This window comes from Sphingomonas sp. BE123 (assembly GCF_031456015.1).
In the GTDB taxonomy this organism is placed as follows: Bacteria; Pseudomonadota; Alphaproteobacteria; order Sphingomonadales; family Sphingomonadaceae; genus Sphingomonas.
The window spans coordinates 425,411-440,571 of the sequence record NZ_JAVDTW010000001.1 but is presented as its reverse complement, the minus strand read 5'-3'; the positions used below and the strand labels follow the sequence as shown (position 1 = coordinate 440,571).

The following is a 15,161-nucleotide window of genomic DNA, read 5'->3' as shown; positions in this document are numbered from 1 at the left end:
GGTCGCGCCTTTTTTGTTTGTCATTCGCGGCGTTGGCGTCCGTGCTTGATATCGTTGATGAAGACGCGCTGCCCCATCACCAGATAGCGAATGACGTAAGGTAGAACGGTCGCCAGCTCGCGCCGCCCTCCTCGGCAAGGCGTCCGCGATGCGGAAAATCGCGGAGGCTGTTCGCAGCGTCCACCAACCGGCTGGTCAGTAGTTCCCGCGCGATGCAGAGTTTTCTCGTCGGCAAACATTGCATCGCATCCCCGCTTGGCTTCCCCCGCGCCCGCGCCTAAGGTCCGCGCCGCTCCCAACCCCCGACAGACCATAGGGCCAGATGACCGCGCCACGCTTCAAACGCATCCTCCTCAAACTCTCCGGCGAAGTGCTGATGGGGCAGGGGCAGTTCGGGATCGATCCCGCCACCTGCGAGCGCGTCGCGCGTGAGGTGAAGGCGGCGACCGAGGCGGGGTATGAAATCTGCATGGTCGTTGGCGGTGGCAACATCTTCCGCGGTCTGGCCGGTGCGGCACAGGGATTCGAGCGGGCGAGCGCCGATTATATGGGCATGCTCGCCACCGTGATGAATGCGCTGGCGATGCAGAACACGCTGGAGCGGCTGGGCGTCGATACCCGCGTCCAGTCGGCGATCCCGATGGCGTCGGTCAGCGAACCCTATATCCGGCGCAAGGCGATGCGGCACATGGAGAAGGGCCGCGTGGTGATCTTTGCCGCCGGCACCGGCCTGCCGTTCTTTACCACCGACACGACCGCCGCGCTGCGTGCCGCCGAGATGAATTGCGATGCGCTGTTCAAGGGGACCAGCGTCGATGGCGTGTACAATGCCGACCCCAAGAAGGTGGCGAGCGCGACGCGTTATGACGAACTGAGCTTCGACCGCGTGCTGGTCGACAATCTGAAGGTCATGGACGCGACTGCGGTTGCGCTGTGCCGGGACAATGACATTCCGATCGTGGTGTTCAACATCCGCGACGAGGGCAATCTGGAGGCAGTCTTGCGCGGCGAGGGTACGTCGACCATCGTCCGCAACGATCCCGTCTCCGCTTAAGTTAAGACTGAATAAGAGGAACCTGAGCTATGGCCGCATATGACAAGGCCGATCTTGAGCGCCGCATGCACGGCGCCGTCGAATCGCTGAAGCATGACCTCGCCGGGCTGCGCACCGGTCGCGCAAGCACCACGCTGCTCGACCCGGTCACGGTCGAGGTCTACGGGTCGCACATGCCGCTCAACCAGGTGGCGACGGTGTCGGCGCCCGAGCCGCGCATGCTGTCGGTGCAGGTGTGGGACAAGTCGAATGTCGGCCCGGTCGACAAGGCAATCCGTTCGGCCGGTCTGGGCCTCAACCCGATCGTCGACGGGCAGAATCTGCGCCTGCCGATCCCGGACCTGACCGAAGAGCGCCGCAAGGAGCTGGCCAAGCTGGCCAGCAAATACGCCGAAGCGGCGCGAGTCGCGGTGCGCAACGTCCGCCGCGACGGCATGGACAGCCTGAAGACCGACGAGAAGAAGGGCGAATTTGGCGAGGATGACCGCAAGCGGCATGAGGCCGACGTCCAGAAGCTGACCGACGCCACGATCGCCGAGATCGACGCGGCCGCGGCGGCGAAGGAAAAGGAAATCCTGGGCAAGTGACCGGCGCGCCGCGTCAGCGGCCAGGGCCATGTTTGCATGGCCGGCCGGGCACTCCGTCGGGACGATGGACGTGACCGAACCCATGCTTGCGCATCCGGACGGCGCCACGCCGCTCCCCCGTCACGTCGCCATCATCATGGACGGCAATGGTCGCTGGGCTCAGGCCCGGCGGCTGCCGCGCCTTGCCGGCCACAAACAGGGCGTCGAGGCGGTCCGGCGCGTGTCGAAAGCCGCGCGCGAACTGGGTGTCGAAGTCCTCACCCTCTATGCGTTTTCGTCTGAGAATTGGCGCCGGCCCGAGGATGAGGTGCGCGACCTGATGGGGTTGCTGCGCCATTTCCTGAAAAATGAAATCCGCGACCTGGTTGCGGAAAATGTGCGGTTGCGCGTCATTGGCGATTACCGCGCGCTGTCGGCGGATCTGGTGGCAATGATCGACGATGCGATCGCCCGGACCGCGAAGAATGACGGGGCGACGCTTGTCATCGCCCTCAATTACGGGGCGCAGGCCGAAATCGTCGCGGCGGCACGGCGGCTTGCCGAGTCGGCGCGCAGCGGAGCGATCGATCCGGCGCAGATCGACGATGCGATGTTCAGCGATGCGCTGACCACGCATGGCCTGCCGCCGCTCGACCTGCTCATCCGCACCTCGGGCGAGCAGCGTCTGTCGAACTTCCTGTTGTGGCAGGCGGCCTATGCCGAGCTGCTGTTCGTCGACACGCTATGGCCCGATTTCGACGGCGCGGCGCTGGCCGACGCGCTTGCGCAATTCGGTCGGCGGCAACGCCGGTTCGGAGGGCTGTGAGCGAGCCGCGCCCGCCACTGCGCAATGCCGACCTGCCGGTGCGTGCGGCGGTCGGCCTCGCGCTGATCCTGGTCGCGGGGCTGACCTTGTGGCTGGGCGGGTTTGCGTTCTGGCTGTTGGCGACGATCGCCGGGCTGATCATGATTCATGAGTGGGGCGGCCTGCATGGCGCATCGCTGAGCCAGCGCCGCCTTGCGCAATATGGGTTGATGGTCCCGCTGGCGATCCTGTCGCCATGGGCGGCGGGGCCGGGCTTTCTGGTGGTCGGGCTGATCCTGGGTGCCGGCTTCTTCCTTGCCAGCGTCACGCGCAGCGGTGCGTTGGGCGCGGGCGCGGTATATGTCGGCATCCCGGTGCTCGCGCTGGTGTTCCTGCGCGCGCAGGAACATGGCCTGTTGCTGGCGTTCTGGGCGATGGCACTGGTCTGGGCCTGCGACATCGGCGCCTATTTCGCCGGACGCGCGATTGGCGGACCCAAGCTGGCCCCGGCGATCAGCCCGAACAAGACCTGGGCCGGGCTGATCGGTGGCGTGCTCTCGGCCGCGCTGTTCGCGGCGATCCTGATCCCCGCCGGGCTCGATCCGATGCTGGTGGTGGCGACGCCGCTGCTCGCCGTGCTCGCGCAGGCCGGCGACCTGTATGAAAGCCATCTCAAGCGCCGCGCCGGGGTGAAGGATTCGGGAACGATCCTGCCCGGCCATGGCGGCGTTCTCGATCGTCTCGACGGGCTGGTGCCGGTTGCGCCAGCTGCTGCTCTGATCGTTCTGTTGCAAGGACTTGCATGAAATCCGTCACCATTCTCGGCGCGACTGGCTCGGTCGGCACCTCGACGCTCGACCTGATTGAACGCGATCCGGCGCGCTATGACGTCCTCGCCCTGACCGCCAATTGCGATGTCGAGCGGCTCGCGGCAGCGGCACGGCGAGTCGGCGCGCGCATGGCGGTGGTCGCCGATCCATCCTGTCATGACGCGCTGGCCGATGCGCTGGCGGGCAGCGGAATCGCGGTCGCGGCCGGACCGGACGCGGTCTGCGATGCTGCGCGGATGGGGGCTGACTGGACGATGGCCGCGATTGTCGGCACCGCCGGGCTCAAGCCGGTGCTGGCCGCGCTCGAGGGCGGCAAGGCGGTGGCACTGGCGAACAAGGAGTCGCTGGTGTCAGCCGGCGATGTGATGATCGACGCCGCGGCCCGGCACGGCGCGACGCTGTTGCCCGTGGACTCCGAGCATAATGCCGTATTCCAATGCCTTGAAGAGCGGAATGCAGCATCAATCTCACGGATCATCCTGACCGCGAGCGGCGGTCCGTTTCGCGAACGCACCCTTGCCGAGATGCAGGCGATCACCCCCGAGCAGGCGGTCGCGCACCCCAACTGGTCGATGGGCGCGAAGATCAGTGTCGACAGCGCGACGATGATGAACAAGGGGCTGGAACTGATCGAGGCGTTTCACCTGTTTCCGGTGAGCGTCGAGCAGCTCGAGGTGATCGTCCACCGCCAGTCGGTGATCCATTCGATGGTGGAATATGTCGACGGGTCGGTCCTGGCCCAGCTCGGTTCGCCCGACATGCGCGTTCCGATCGCGCATGCGCTGGCCTGGCCGCAGCGGATGGAGACGCCGTGCCAGCGCCTCGACCTCGCCGCCATCGGACGGCTGGACTTCGAGGCGCCGGATTACGCACGCTTCCCGTGTCTGAAGCTGGCGCGTGAGGCGCTGGCGGCGGGTGGCGCGCGTCCGGCGATCCTGAATGCCGCCAACGAGGTGGCGGTGGCGGCGTTCCTGAAGGGGGGGATCGGCTTTCTTGAAATTGCCGCAATCGTCGCGGATACCCTCAACCGCTATGACCCGCCCGCGCCGGCTACGCTCGATCAGGTTCTGGCGATCGATGCGGAAGCGCGGATCCTGGCGGGCGAGCGTGTGAAGGACTGCGTTGCTTGACCGAAACTCCCGGCTTCTTTCTCTACCTGCTCGCCTTCGTCCTGATCATCGGGCCGCTCGTGTTCGTGCACGAACTGGGGCATTATGCAGCCGGTCGCTATTTCGGGATCAAGGCCGAAGCGTTTTCGATCGGGTTCGGGCGCGAAATCGCAGGGTTCACCGACAAGCGCGGGACGCGGTGGAAATTCGGCTGGCTGCCGCTGGGCGGCTACGTCAAATTCGCCGGCGACATGAATCCGGCCGGCCAGCCGAGCCCCGAATGGCTCGCGCTGCCCGCCGCCGAGCGTGCGCAGACATTCCAGGCCAAGCCGCTGTGGCAGCGGGCGATCGTCGTTGCTGCGGGGCCAGTCACGAATTTCATCGTCGCCATCGCGATCCTTGGCGCCTTCGCGGCGCTTTACGGCGAGGCCCGAATGCCTGCCGTGGCCGGAGCGATCGGTGCCGGGACGCCGGCGGAAGCAGCCGGGCTGAAGGCGGGCGATCGGTTCGTCGCGATTGGCGGTCGGCAGGTCGACAGCTTTGACGACATGATCCGCTTCACCACGCTGCGCGCCGGGGCGGAGGTGCAGATCGACTATGTCCGTGACGGCGTACCCGGCAGCACCCGCGCCGTGATCGGCCGTCGGGTCGAAACCGACCGATTTGGCAACGAGACGAGCCGCGGAATATTGGGCATCGCACCGAGCGGTGAGGTCGAGCGGACTCCGGTTGCGTGGTGGCAGGCGCCGATGGTCGGGATGCAGCGCACCGTCGCGTTGGTCGGAACGATGATCGACGGGCTGGGCCAGTTGTTTCTGGGTCGCGTGCCGGTGAGCGAGTTGGGCGGGCCGCTGCGAATCGCCAAATATTCCGGTGAGACCTTGTCGCTGGGCGTCGATCAGTTCATCGTGCTGGCGGCGCTGATTTCGATTAACCTTGGATTCATCAACCTGTTGCCAGTCCCCGTGCTGGATGGCGGACATCTGTTATTTTATGCGATCGAGGCGATCCGTCGCAAACCCGTTGCGCCTGAGGTGATGGAATGGGCATTCCGCGGCGGCATGATGGCGATCCTGGCCTTGATGCTGTTGGTAACATTCAACGATCTGGGCGCGTTCGGCGTCTGGAGAAGCCTGGCCGGGTTGATCGGCTGAACCGGTTGGGGCAGGGCGTGCAGATGGACGCAAGCTTCCGACCAAAATCTCTTGGATCCGACTGGGGTGGGATGGTGACGGCACTCAAGGTTACGAAATTCGGCGTGCGCGCCACCGCGGGACTCATGGCCGGCACGACGCTGTTCGCGCTTGCCACCGCAGCGCATGCGCAGCAGGCCCCCGCTCCCGCGGCCCAGACCAGCGACGCGGCGGTCGCCCCTGCGGAAACGCGGACGATCCGGTCGCTGCGGGTCGAAGGGACGCAGCGGCTCGAGCCGGAAACGGTGCTGTCCTACACCCGCTTGCGGGTCGGTCAGGCCTATACGACCGAGAGCCTTGACCAGGCGATCCGCGACGTGCTGGCGAGCGAACTGCTCGCCGATGTGACGATCGAAGGGGTTGAGACCGGCGACATCGTGCTGCGTGTGCGCGAAAACCCGGTGATCAACCGCGTCATCCTGGAGGGCAACAAGCGCCTGAAGGACGACAAGATCGTCAAGGAAATCAAGCTCGCCCCGCGCCAGATGTTCACCCGCACCGCAGTGCGCGCGGACGTTGCGCGGATCGTCGAGCTGTATCGCCGCCAGGGTCGCTTTGCCGCGACGGTCGAGCCGAAGATGGTCAGCCTCGACCAGAACCGCGTCGATGTGGTGTTCGAGGTGCGGGAGGGCCCCAAGTCCAAGGTCCGCCAGATCAACATCATCGGCAACCAGGAGTTTTCGGACGGCAAGCTGCGCGGCGAGATGGCGACCAAACAGTCGCGTATCACCAGCCTGTTCAGCTCGAACACCAGCTATGACCAGGACCGGCTGGCCTATGACCAGCAGAAGCTGCGCCAGTTCTACCTGACCCAGGGCTATGCCGATTTCCGTGTCGTTTCCGCGGTGGCCGAACTGACCCCGGACAAGGAAGACTTCATCATCACGTACGTGATCGAGGAAGGGCCGCGCTACAAGTTCGGCGAGGTCACGGTCGACAGCAACATTCGCGACTTCGACGACAAGGCGCTGGCCAAGGGCCTCGCGATGCAGGAGGGCGACTGGTACAACGCCAAGCTGGTCGAGGACACGATCGACCAGCTTTCGGAAACCGCCGGCGCCTTTGGCTATGCGTTTGCGAACGTGACGCCGGACTTCAAGCGGGACCGCGAGAAGTTGACGATGTCGCTCAACTTCAACATCGCCGAGGCGCGCCGCACCTATGTCGAGCGGATCGACATCGTCGGCAACACCCAGACCCAGGACAAGGTCATTCGCCGCGAAATGCGCCTGGCCGAAGGTGACGCGTTCAACACCTTCCTGGTCAAGCGGTCGCAGGACCGCATCAACTCACTCGGCTATTTCAACGAGAAGTTCGAGATCGAGCAGAAGGAAGGCTCGGCGCCCGACCGCGTGATCTTGACCGCCAATGTCGAGGAGAAGTCGACCGGCGAACTGACGCTGTCGGCTGGCTTCTCGAGCCTTGAGCGCTTCATCTTCCAGGGTTCGGTCCGCCAGCGCAATTTCCGCGGCAAGGGGCAGGACCTGCGCCTGTCGGCGGATTATTCGAGCTACTCCAAGTCGGTCGAACTCGGCTTTACCGAGCCCTATCTGTTCGACCAGAATGTCGCGCTGGGCGGTACGATCTTCCGCCGCGACTATAACTCGTTCAACTATCTCGGCACCGATCGCCGCACCACCTATCAGCAGGTGTCGACCGGCGGACAGCTGGTGCTGGGCGTGCCGCTGACCGAATATTGGACCCTGTCGGGCCGCTATTCGCTGACCCACGATTCGGTGACGCTGGACGAGAGCACCTTCTTTACCGGCGGTCAGTGCGATCCGCTCAAGGCCGGGCGCTACCTGTGCGAGGCGCTGGGCAAGCGCTGGACATCGGCGGTCGGCCTGTCGCTGATCTATGACAGCCTCAACAGTCGCCTGCGTCCGACGCGGGGGCAGCGGCTGGTGCTGGGCACCGATTTCGCCGGGCTTGGCGGTGACGTGAAGTATCTGCGCGGCCGCTTCGACGGCGACAAATACTGGAATGTCGGCAGCGGGTTCATCTTCTCCGCCGGGCTCGAGGGTGGCTATATCCACAGCCTTGAGGATGGCGGGCCGGGTGTCGATCCGGTGCGCATCACCGACCGCTTCTTCCTGGGCGAACCGCAGTTCCGCGGCTTCGACATTCGCGGCGTCGGTCCGCGCATCCAGCGCATCGGCTATACCGGTACGGTCGCTGGCGGGAACCAGACGCTGATTACCGACGAAGACCAGATCTTCGACGACGCGATCGGTGGCCGCGCTTACTATCTCGGCAAGCTCGAGCTTGAGATCCCGCTCGGCGCCGGCGCGCGCGAAATGGGGATTCGCCCGTCGATCTTCTTCATGGCGGGTGCGAACTGGGGTGTGCGCGAGCCGAACAAGACGGCAAGCTTCACCCAGGCGCGGTTCCTGACCAATGCCGATGGATCGAAGACGATCCTGACCGACCCGAGCAACCCGGCCTGGGCAACGGCCGCGCTGGCCACCAACGCCGACGGGTCGCCTTCGCTGCTGCCGATCCAGACGCCGCAGTCGACGGTGGTCAACGGGGTCAGCGTGCCGCTTTATGCCGTGCCGATCACCGACTCGGTCGCGCCGGGACAGCTGACCACCTGCAGCATCGGCTTTGCCACCACGGTTGGCGGCGCGTGTTCGGGCACGTCGGTCAACAGCGTGTACAATGTTCAGACCGATCCGTTCGTCGAGCGCTTCCTTGGCAACTCGCCCAAGCCGCGCCTGTCGGTTGGCATCGGCGTCAACTGGAACTCGCCGTTCGGGCCGCTGCGGCTCGACCTCGCCCATGCCTTCCTGACGCAGGAAGGCGACGATACCAAGCTCTTCACCTTCAACGTAGGGACTGCCTTCTGATGCGTAACACCAAGACCTTCCTCGCCGCGCTTGCGGTCGCGGGTGCCGCCGCCGGTGCGGGTGCCGCCACCGCCCAGACGCTGGCCGACGCCAAGGTAGCCGTTGTCGATGTCGAGCGCGTGATGGCGACCTGCGCCGCATGCGTTTCGGCCCGCACCCAGCTGCAGACCCAGCAGACCCAGTTCCAGCAGTTCGCCCAGCAGCAGAGCGCGCCGCTGCAGACCGAGCGGACGGCGATCGAAGCCGCCCTGCGTGCTGCCAATGGCAAGCAGGATGCGGCATTGGACGCGCGCGTCCAGGCGTATCAGAAGAAGGCCGAGCCGGTTCAGCGCGTCATTGCCGAGCGTGAGCAGGTGCTGCGCCGCAACGCGCAATATGTCGACCAGCAGATCACCGCACGCCTGTTGCCGGTGATCGAGCAGGTCGCCAATCAGCGTGGCGCGACGATCGCGGTGCCCAAGAACAGCCTGTTGTTCTCGGCAACCGCGGCGGACATCACCGATCCGGTGCTGGCGGCGCTGAATCAGCAGCTGCCGACCGTCAACACCGTCGCACCGCCGCCGCCCGCTCAGCCGGCCCAGCAGCCCGCCCAGCCGGCGCCCACCGGCCGGTGAGCGACGCCGCCGAAGGAAAGGCCGCCCTCGGCCCGTTCGACGTCACGCGGGTGATGGCGGCGCTGCCGCATCGTTACCCGATGCTGCTCGTCGACCGGGTCGAGCAGCTGATCCCCGACGAGAAGATCGTCGCGGTCAAGGCGGTGTCGATCAACGAGGAATTCTTCCAGGGACATTTCCCCGGACGGCCGATCATGCCCGGCGTCCTCCAGGTGGAGGCGCTGGCGCAGGCGGCGGGCGTACTCGCGGTCGAGAGCCTCGGGCTCGCGGGGACCGGCAAGCTGGTCTATTTCATGTCGATTGACGGCGTGAAGTTCCGCAAGCCGGTCGAACCGGGCGTTCTGCTGCGGCTTGAGGTCGAGTTTGTCCAGAAGCGTGCGCGCGTCTGCAAATTTGCCGGCAAGGCGTATCTGGGCGATGATCTCGCGACCGAGTGCGAATTCACGGCGATGATCGCCGATCCGCCGGCCGCCTGATTTCGCGATCCACGCGATATTGCAATCCGACGCGGCGCCGTGTAACGCGCCGCGTCCGCTGCCGGTCGGAAACCGGTGGCTTATCTCAAAGGAATTTGCAGTGAAGCCCGATACCCATCCCGACTATCACATGATCAAGATCCAGATGACCGACGGCACCGTGTACGAAACGCGGTCGACCTGGGGCAAGGAAGGCGATGTGATGCAGCTCGAAATCGATCCGCTGGCGCATCCGGCATGGACCGGCGGCCGCGGCCAGATGCTCGACACCGGCGGCCAGGTGGCACGCTTCAACAAGCGTTTCGGCGGGCTTTCGCTCTCGAAGAAGTAAGTCGATCGGGCGCAGCCCGGTTGCAGCAGATCAGCGGCCCGTTCCGGATCCCCGGGGCGGGCCGCTTTGCGTTGGGGGCAGAGCGTTAACGCGGCGTTAGCCAGCCCGCTCTACACCGGGGGCCATGGCAGCAACCGGCAAACACAGCTTTACCGCGGAGTTCGAACCCGCCGTGCTCGGACGCCGGCGCGCACCGCGTGCGCCGGTGTCGCTCGACGCCAAGCTCGGTCGCGGCGGGCTTGACCGGGCCTTGTGCAAGGTCGTCGACCTGTCGACCCATGGTGCGCGGATCGAAACCTATTCCGCGGTGCGCCGTGATTCGATGATCTGGCTGACCCTGCCGCATGTCGGACATTGGGCCGCACGGGTGGTCTGGGCGAGCGATTTTGAAGCGGGGCTGGAGTTCCAGATCCCGTTGAGCGACGCGGAATTCGAGCAGCTGACCCGTTGATCCAACCCGCCTGAGCAAGGTGGGAAGATAACGTATTTGGACTTGCCGGCGAAACCGCTTATGAGCGCGCAAACGCCGTGATCCACGCTCTCGCCAACCCAACGCGCTTCCTTCGCTATGCGCGCCCGCTGACGCCCATCCTGTTCTGGATCGGGCTGCTGCTCACGCTTGTCGGCGCCTGGGGCGGGCTGACCCAGACACCGCCGGACTATCTGCAGAAGGAAAGCGTCCGCATCCTGTACATTCATGTTCCCGCGGCATGGCTGGGCATGGGCGGCTGGAGCGCGCTTGCGCTGGCGAGCTTTGCCTTTCTGGTGTGGCGTCACCCGCTTGCTGCGGTTGCAGCGCGGGCAACCGCGCCTGCGGGCGCGTTGTTTGCCGCCCTGTGCCTGATCACCGGGTCGATCTGGGGGCGCCCGACCTGGGGCACCTGGTGGGAATGGGACGGCCGGCTGACGTCGATGCTGCTGTTGTTCTTCATCTACATCGCCTGGATCGCGCTTGAGCGCGCCGATCGCGAGCGGGGCGGGGACGGGCGTATTCCGGCGCTGTTCGGCATCGCCGGAACGGCGCTGTTGCCGGTGATCCGCTATTCGGTGATCTGGTGGAACACGCTGCACCAGGGACAGAGCCTGACGCTGACCAAGTCGACCATCGATGATTCGATGTTGTGGCCGTTGCTGCTGACCCTGCCCGGCTTTTCGCTGATGTTCGGCGGGATCGTGTTGATGCGGATGCGCGCAATTCTGGCCGAGCAGCGGGTCGAGGCGCGGATGCGGCGGATGGCAGCATGAACCACTGGCCGTTCATTATCGCCGCTTATGGCGTGGTCGTTACCGGGCTCGGCGGGCTCGCGCTCGCCAGCTGGCGGGCGATGCGGCGGGCTGAGGCAGCAGCGGACGCTTTGAGGGACCGGCGATGAAGGCGAAGCACCAACGGTTGATGCTGGGGTTGCTGGCGCTCGCCGCGATCGGCGGGGCGAGCGGCCTTGCGCTGTCCGCGCTGCGCGATGAAGCCGCGTTCTTCTACACGCCGAGCGATCTTGCGACCAAGACCCCCGAGCCGGGTCGTGCGGTGCGCCTTGGCGGGATGGTGCAGACCGGCAGCATCAAGCGACTCGCCGATGGCATCACCATCACCTTCATCGTTGCCGACAATGGCGGAACGGTGCCGGTCCGCTTTTCCGGCGTGACCCCGGACCTGTTCAAGGAAGGGTCCGGCGTGGTTGCCGAAGGCAAGTTCATGCCCGATGGCAGCTTCACCGCCGACAATCTGCTGGCCAAGCATGATGAGCGGTACATGCCGCCCGAGATCGCGGACAAGATGCCTGCACCGGACGCGGGCGCGCAATGATCGCCGAAGCGGGATTGGCCGCGCTGTGGTTCGCAGCGGCGCTGGCGTTGCTTCAGCTGGTCGCGGCCGGGCTCGCGCTGGCGCTGCGGACTGCCCCGGCACGTGCGCAACTGATCGCTGCCATTCGTCCGGTCGCGATCGTTCAGGGGCTGCTGGCGGCGCTCGCCTTCGTGTTGCTGATCGTGCTGTTCATCCGGTCGGACATGTCGGTCGTGCTGGTCGCGCAGAACAGCCATTCGGCCAAGCCGATGCTGTACAAGATCGCCGGCGCATGGGGAAACCATGAAGGCTCGATGCTGCTGTGGGTCACCGTGCTGGCGATGTCGGGCGGCGCGATCGCGCTGGTCGAGCGCCAGTTGGACCGCGCGACGCTGACCGCCACGCTGGGTGCGCAGGCGGCCATTGCGCTTGGCTTCTATGCGTTTCTGCTGATCGCTTCGAACCCCTTTGCGCGGCTCGAGCCCGCGGCAATCGGCGGGTTGGGCCTCAACCCGCTGCTGCAGGACCCCGGACTCGCCTTCCACCCGCCGACGCTGTATTTCGGATATGTCGGCCTGTCGGTCGCGTTTTCGTTCGCGGTCGGCGCGATGGTTACGGGGGCGGTGGGGCCGGCCTTTGCCCGCGCGATGCGCCCCTGGGTGCTCGCTGCCTGGGTATTTTTGACCATCGGCATCACCGCTGGAAGCTATTGGGCCTATTACGAACTGGGCTGGGGCGGATGGTGGTTCTGGGATCCGGTCGAGAATGCCTCGCTGATGCCCTGGCTGGCGGCGACGGCACTGCTCCATTCGGTCAACGTCCTGGCTGCGCGCGACGGGTTGCGCGCCTGGACGCTGATGCTGGCGGTCGTGGCGTTCTCGATGTCGATGCTCGGCACATTTCTCGTGCGATCGGGCATCCTGACCAGCGTCCATGCCTTTGCGGTCGATCCGACGCGCGGGTCGTTCATTCTTGTCCTGCTGGCGCTTTACATTGGCGGTGCGCTCCTGCTGTTTGCCTTGCGCGCTGGGACGGTCCGGGCAGGGCAGGGCTTTGATCCGCTGAGCCGCGAGGGCGGACTGGTGCTCAACAACCTGCTGCTCACCGTCATCCTCGGGATCGTGCTGATCGGGACGCTCTACCCGATCGCAGCGCAGGCGATGGGGGAGCAATTGTCGGTCGGACCGCCCTTCTTCAACAAGACCGCGGGGCCGGTGGCGCTGGCGCTGGTCGCTGCGATGGCGGTCGGGCCGCTGCTGCGGTGGCGCCGCGACGACGCCAATGCCGTGCTCGGGCGGATGACGGTACCCGTCGCCGCGACGATGCTGAGCATGGCGGCGGTATTCGTGCTGGCGCCGGCAACGGGGTGGATGGAGCTGGTCGGTATCGGCCTGGCAGCGGGCGTTGCGGTGGCGAGCATCCTTCCGCTGTGGGGGCGCAAGCTGACCCGGACGCCGCTGTTCACATGGGGCATGGTCGTCGCGCATCTGGGCGTAGCGGTGAGCCTTGCCGGGATGGCCGCTGACAGCGCCTTTACCCAGGAACGCCTTGTCGCAGCACGCTATGGTCAGCCCTATCAGGTCGGACCGTGGCGCGTGGTCCTGACAGGTGTCGGGCCAGCGATCGGCGACAATTGGTCCGCGGTGGAAGGGCGGCTGACCGCGCAGCGCGGCACCGGGCCGGTGATCCTGATGCGGCCACAGCGGCGCTTCTATGCCGCGCCGCCAACCGACACGGCCGAGGCGGCGCTTGCGACCCGCATCGACGGTCAGCTGTATGCGGTGCTGGGCGAGCAGGACGCGCAGGGGCGCTGGCAGCTGCGCCTGTGGTGGAAGCCATTCGTTACGCTGATCTGGTTCGGTGGCGGCCTGATCGCACTGGGCGGCGCGCTGGCGCTGATCGGCCGGGTGTTCCGTGAGCGACGCAGCGCGCGCCGCCGGGAGGACGCCGCGTGACGCGCTGGAAGCTCTGGCTCCCGCTCGGTGCGTTCGCGCTGCTGGTCGGGGTGTCGATCTATGGCCTGCAGGGGACTGGCGAGGCGGTGGTCAAGTCGGCACTGGTCGGCAAGCCGCTGCCCGATTTTGCGCTGCCGGCGATGGTCGAAGGAAAGCCCGGCCTGTCGCGGGCCGATCTGGCCACGGGCAAGCCCCGCCTGCTCAACGTCTTTGCCAGCTGGTGCGTCCCCTGCATCGCCGAGGCGCCGCACCTGATGGCCCTGCAACGGGCTGGCGCGCAGATCGATGCGGTCGCGATCAGCGACACGCCCGAGGCGGTCGCGGCATTCCTGGCCCGCCATGGTGACCCGTATCGCCGGATCGGCGACGATCGGCAGCGCATGGTGCAGATCGGCATCGGATCGTCCGGGGTCCCCGAAACCTTCGTCATCGATGGCGAGGGGCGGATTCGCATGCAGCATATCGGCGATATTCGCGAAGACGATGTGCCGAAGCTGCTCGCCGCGCTGGAGGCTGCGCGATGACATTGCTTGCGGCTCTTGCACTCGCGCTTGGCACAGCTGCGGATTCGGCGCCGGCCGATCTTGGCTATACCCAGCTGCCCGATGCGCGGCAGGAGGCGGCGGCGAGTGCACTGATGTTCGAGCTGCGCTGCCTGGTATGTCAGGGTCAGTCGATCGCGGACAGCGATGTGGCGATGGCCGCAGACATGCGCCGGATCGTGCGGCAGAAGATCGCAGCCGGAGAGCGCCCGGAGGCGGTCCGCGCGTGGCTGATCGAGCGCTATGGCAGCTATGTCAGCTACGATCCCCCGTTAACCCTGGCGACGGCGCCGCTGTGGCTTGCGCCGCTGCTGCTGCTCGGCATCGGGCTGTGGATCGCGCGCGGCAGTTTCCGAAGGAGGCGCGGCTGATGGGCTGGGTAATGCTGGCGGTGATCGGGGCAGGGGCGTTTGTGGCGCTCGGCCTGTTCGGCGCGCCGCGCGCGCTGTGGACGCTCGGCGCGGCAGCGCTGATGCTGGGTGCGACCGGCTATGCACTGCAAGCCAAGCCGGGCCTGGCCGGGGCGCCGGTGTCGGCCAGCAAGGCGGTGGTCGAGGATGATGCAGGCGTCGTGCGACTGCGCGAGCTTCGGGGGGCGATGTTCGGACGCTTCACCGCGCTCGACACCGCATTTTATCCGGCTGACGCCCTCATCCGGTCGGGAAAGGCTGACACGGCGGCGCAGTTGATGCTTGGAGCCGTGCGGCAGGACCCGCAGAACGCGGCCTTGTGGACCTGGCTGGGCATCGCAATTGTCGAGGCCGATCAGGGCACGATGTCACCCGCCGCCGGCGTTGCGTTTCGCCGCGCCGCGGCGCTGGCGCCGCAGCATCCCGGGCCGGCGTTCTTCTATGGCATGGCGCTGGCGCGGACCGGGAATCCGGATGCAGCGCTTCCCTGGCTGGTCCGCGCGCGGCGCGCGACGCCGGCCGAGGTCAGCTATCGCGCGGACATCGACCGGGCGATTATCTCGATCCGTTTTCTGGCGGTACTGCGGGCCCGTGCGATGCAGGGCGGTACCCCGGCGCCAGCACGCTGACGGCCGCTAGTGCGG

The 15,161-nt window shown here is 66.4% G+C and carries 19 protein-coding genes; 18 read left to right on the top strand and 1 reads right to left on the bottom strand.

Translation table 11 applies throughout. The features are described from left to right. Positions 1 to 20: 20 nt before the first annotated feature. Complete coding sequence (locus J2Y54_RS02065) at positions 21 to 239, bottom strand: hypothetical protein (RefSeq protein WP_310036508.1); 219 nt, start codon at positions 237 to 239, stop codon at positions 21 to 23. 83 nt (positions 240 to 322) lie between these two features. On the opposite strand from J2Y54_RS02065, the gene pyrH reads away from it, so the two are divergent. From pyrH to J2Y54_RS01975, 18 genes are all read left to right on the top strand, one after another. Continuing rightward, a complete protein-coding gene (gene pyrH, locus J2Y54_RS02060) occupies positions 323 to 1,054 on the top strand; it encodes a UMP kinase (protein WP_066660227.1) in 732 nt (243 codons plus the stop codon). Positions 1,055 to 1,083: 29 nt separating this feature from the next. Next, positions 1,084 to 1,641: a ribosome recycling factor gene (frr, locus tag J2Y54_RS02055; RefSeq protein ID WP_310036507.1), complete on the top strand. Its 558-nt coding sequence runs from the start codon at positions 1,084 to 1,086 to the stop codon at positions 1,639 to 1,641. 82 nt (positions 1,642 to 1,723) lie between these two features. Then, on the top strand, positions 1,724 to 2,446 hold the full coding sequence (locus tag J2Y54_RS02050; RefSeq protein WP_310038427.1) for an isoprenyl transferase: 723 nt from the start codon (positions 1,724 to 1,726) through the stop codon (positions 2,444 to 2,446). Further along, positions 2,443 to 3,231 (top strand): phosphatidate cytidylyltransferase, encoded by a 789-nt coding sequence (locus J2Y54_RS02045; protein WP_310036506.1) that lies wholly within the window; start codon positions 2,443 to 2,445, stop codon positions 3,229 to 3,231. Before J2Y54_RS02050 ends, J2Y54_RS02045 begins: the two co-directional genes overlap by 4 nt. After that, positions 3,228 to 4,385, top strand: a complete 1,158-nt coding sequence (locus tag J2Y54_RS02040; RefSeq protein ID WP_310036505.1) for a 1-deoxy-D-xylulose-5-phosphate reductoisomerase — start codon at positions 3,228 to 3,230, stop codon at positions 4,383 to 4,385. Before J2Y54_RS02045 ends, J2Y54_RS02040 begins: the two co-directional genes overlap by 4 nt. Beyond that, the gene (locus J2Y54_RS02035) at positions 4,382 to 5,518 is read left to right on the top strand and encodes an RIP metalloprotease (RefSeq protein WP_310036504.1); all 1,137 of its coding nucleotides are present in this window, start codon (positions 4,382 to 4,384) and stop codon (positions 5,516 to 5,518) included. The genes J2Y54_RS02040 and J2Y54_RS02035 overlap by 4 nt, the downstream gene beginning before the upstream one ends. A gap of 71 nt (positions 5,519 to 5,589) precedes the next feature. Then, positions 5,590 to 8,406, top strand: a complete 2,817-nt coding sequence (gene bamA / locus J2Y54_RS02030; protein WP_310036503.1) for an outer membrane protein assembly factor BamA — start codon at positions 5,590 to 5,592, stop codon at positions 8,404 to 8,406. Continuing rightward, positions 8,406 to 9,020 (top strand): OmpH family outer membrane protein, encoded by a 615-nt coding sequence (locus tag J2Y54_RS02025; protein WP_310036501.1) that lies wholly within the window; start codon positions 8,406 to 8,408, stop codon positions 9,018 to 9,020. The genes bamA and J2Y54_RS02025 overlap by 1 nt, the downstream gene beginning before the upstream one ends. Then, positions 9,017 to 9,496 carry a 3-hydroxyacyl-ACP dehydratase FabZ gene (gene fabZ, locus J2Y54_RS02020; RefSeq protein WP_310036500.1) on the top strand — a complete coding sequence of 160 codons (480 nt, stop codon included), beginning with the start codon at positions 9,017 to 9,019 and terminating at the stop codon, positions 9,494 to 9,496. The genes J2Y54_RS02025 and fabZ overlap by 4 nt, the downstream gene beginning before the upstream one ends. Before the next feature lie 100 nt (positions 9,497 to 9,596). After that, positions 9,597 to 9,827 carry a 50S ribosomal protein L31 gene (gene rpmE / locus J2Y54_RS02015; protein WP_310036499.1) on the top strand — a complete coding sequence of 77 codons (231 nt, stop codon included), beginning with the start codon at positions 9,597 to 9,599 and terminating at the stop codon, positions 9,825 to 9,827. 124 nt (positions 9,828 to 9,951) lie between these two features. Beyond that, positions 9,952 to 10,278: a PilZ domain-containing protein gene (locus J2Y54_RS02010; protein WP_310036497.1), complete on the top strand. Its 327-nt coding sequence runs from the start codon at positions 9,952 to 9,954 to the stop codon at positions 10,276 to 10,278. Positions 10,279 to 10,355: 77 nt separating this feature from the next. Beyond that, positions 10,356 to 11,072 (top strand): heme ABC transporter permease CcmC, encoded by a 717-nt coding sequence (gene ccmC / locus J2Y54_RS02005; RefSeq protein WP_310036495.1) that lies wholly within the window; start codon positions 10,356 to 10,358, stop codon positions 11,070 to 11,072. Then, positions 11,069 to 11,200 (top strand): heme exporter protein CcmD, encoded by a 132-nt coding sequence (ccmD, locus tag J2Y54_RS02000; RefSeq protein ID WP_310036494.1) that lies wholly within the window; start codon positions 11,069 to 11,071, stop codon positions 11,198 to 11,200. The genes ccmC and ccmD overlap by 4 nt, the downstream gene beginning before the upstream one ends. Then, positions 11,197 to 11,631 (top strand): cytochrome c maturation protein CcmE, encoded by a 435-nt coding sequence (gene ccmE / locus J2Y54_RS01995; RefSeq protein ID WP_310036493.1) that lies wholly within the window; start codon positions 11,197 to 11,199, stop codon positions 11,629 to 11,631. The genes ccmD and ccmE overlap by 4 nt, the downstream gene beginning before the upstream one ends. Continuing rightward, entirely contained in the window at positions 11,628 to 13,565 is a 1,938-nt protein-coding gene (locus J2Y54_RS01990) for a heme lyase CcmF/NrfE family subunit (RefSeq protein ID WP_310036492.1), read from the top strand. Before ccmE ends, J2Y54_RS01990 begins: the two co-directional genes overlap by 4 nt. Continuing rightward, positions 13,562 to 14,089: a DsbE family thiol:disulfide interchange protein gene (locus J2Y54_RS01985; RefSeq protein ID WP_310036490.1), complete on the top strand. Its 528-nt coding sequence runs from the start codon at positions 13,562 to 13,564 to the stop codon at positions 14,087 to 14,089. Before J2Y54_RS01990 ends, J2Y54_RS01985 begins: the two co-directional genes overlap by 4 nt. Beyond that, positions 14,086 to 14,478: a cytochrome c-type biogenesis protein gene (locus tag J2Y54_RS01980; protein WP_310036489.1), complete on the top strand. Its 393-nt coding sequence runs from the start codon at positions 14,086 to 14,088 to the stop codon at positions 14,476 to 14,478. The genes J2Y54_RS01985 and J2Y54_RS01980 overlap by 4 nt, the downstream gene beginning before the upstream one ends. Next, on the top strand, positions 14,478 to 15,146 hold the full coding sequence (locus J2Y54_RS01975; RefSeq protein ID WP_310036488.1) for a cytochrome c biogenesis factor-like protein: 669 nt from the start codon (positions 14,478 to 14,480) through the stop codon (positions 15,144 to 15,146). The genes J2Y54_RS01980 and J2Y54_RS01975 overlap by 1 nt, the downstream gene beginning before the upstream one ends. The last annotated feature ends 15 nt before the right edge of the window (positions 15,147 to 15,161 follow it).

Coding starts and splice junctions, on each gene's coding strand:
- J2Y54_RS01975 (WP_310036488.1), top strand. CDS start 14,478: ATGGGCTGGGTAATGCTGGCGGTGATCGGGGCAGGGGCGTTTGTGGCG.
- ccmD (WP_310036494.1), top strand. CDS start 11,069: ATGAACCACTGGCCGTTCATTATCGCCGCTTATGGCGTGGTCGTTACC.
- J2Y54_RS02065 (WP_310036508.1), bottom strand. CDS start 239: ATGTTTGCCGACGAGAAAACTCTGCATCGCGCGGGAACTACTGACCAG.
- ccmE (WP_310036493.1), top strand. CDS start 11,197: ATGAAGGCGAAGCACCAACGGTTGATGCTGGGGTTGCTGGCGCTCGCC.
- frr (WP_310036507.1), top strand. CDS start 1,084: ATGGCCGCATATGACAAGGCCGATCTTGAGCGCCGCATGCACGGCGCC.
- J2Y54_RS02025 (WP_310036501.1), top strand. CDS start 8,406: ATGCGTAACACCAAGACCTTCCTCGCCGCGCTTGCGGTCGCGGGTGCC.
- J2Y54_RS02050 (WP_310038427.1), top strand. CDS start 1,724: ATGCTTGCGCATCCGGACGGCGCCACGCCGCTCCCCCGTCACGTCGCC.
- J2Y54_RS01990 (WP_310036492.1), top strand. CDS start 11,628: ATGATCGCCGAAGCGGGATTGGCCGCGCTGTGGTTCGCAGCGGCGCTG.
- bamA (WP_310036503.1), top strand. CDS start 5,590: ATGGTGACGGCACTCAAGGTTACGAAATTCGGCGTGCGCGCCACCGCG.
- pyrH (WP_066660227.1), top strand. CDS start 323: ATGACCGCGCCACGCTTCAAACGCATCCTCCTCAAACTCTCCGGCGAA.
- J2Y54_RS02010 (WP_310036497.1), top strand. CDS start 9,952: ATGGCAGCAACCGGCAAACACAGCTTTACCGCGGAGTTCGAACCCGCC.
- J2Y54_RS01980 (WP_310036489.1), top strand. CDS start 14,086: ATGACATTGCTTGCGGCTCTTGCACTCGCGCTTGGCACAGCTGCGGAT.
- J2Y54_RS02040 (WP_310036505.1), top strand. CDS start 3,228: ATGAAATCCGTCACCATTCTCGGCGCGACTGGCTCGGTCGGCACCTCG.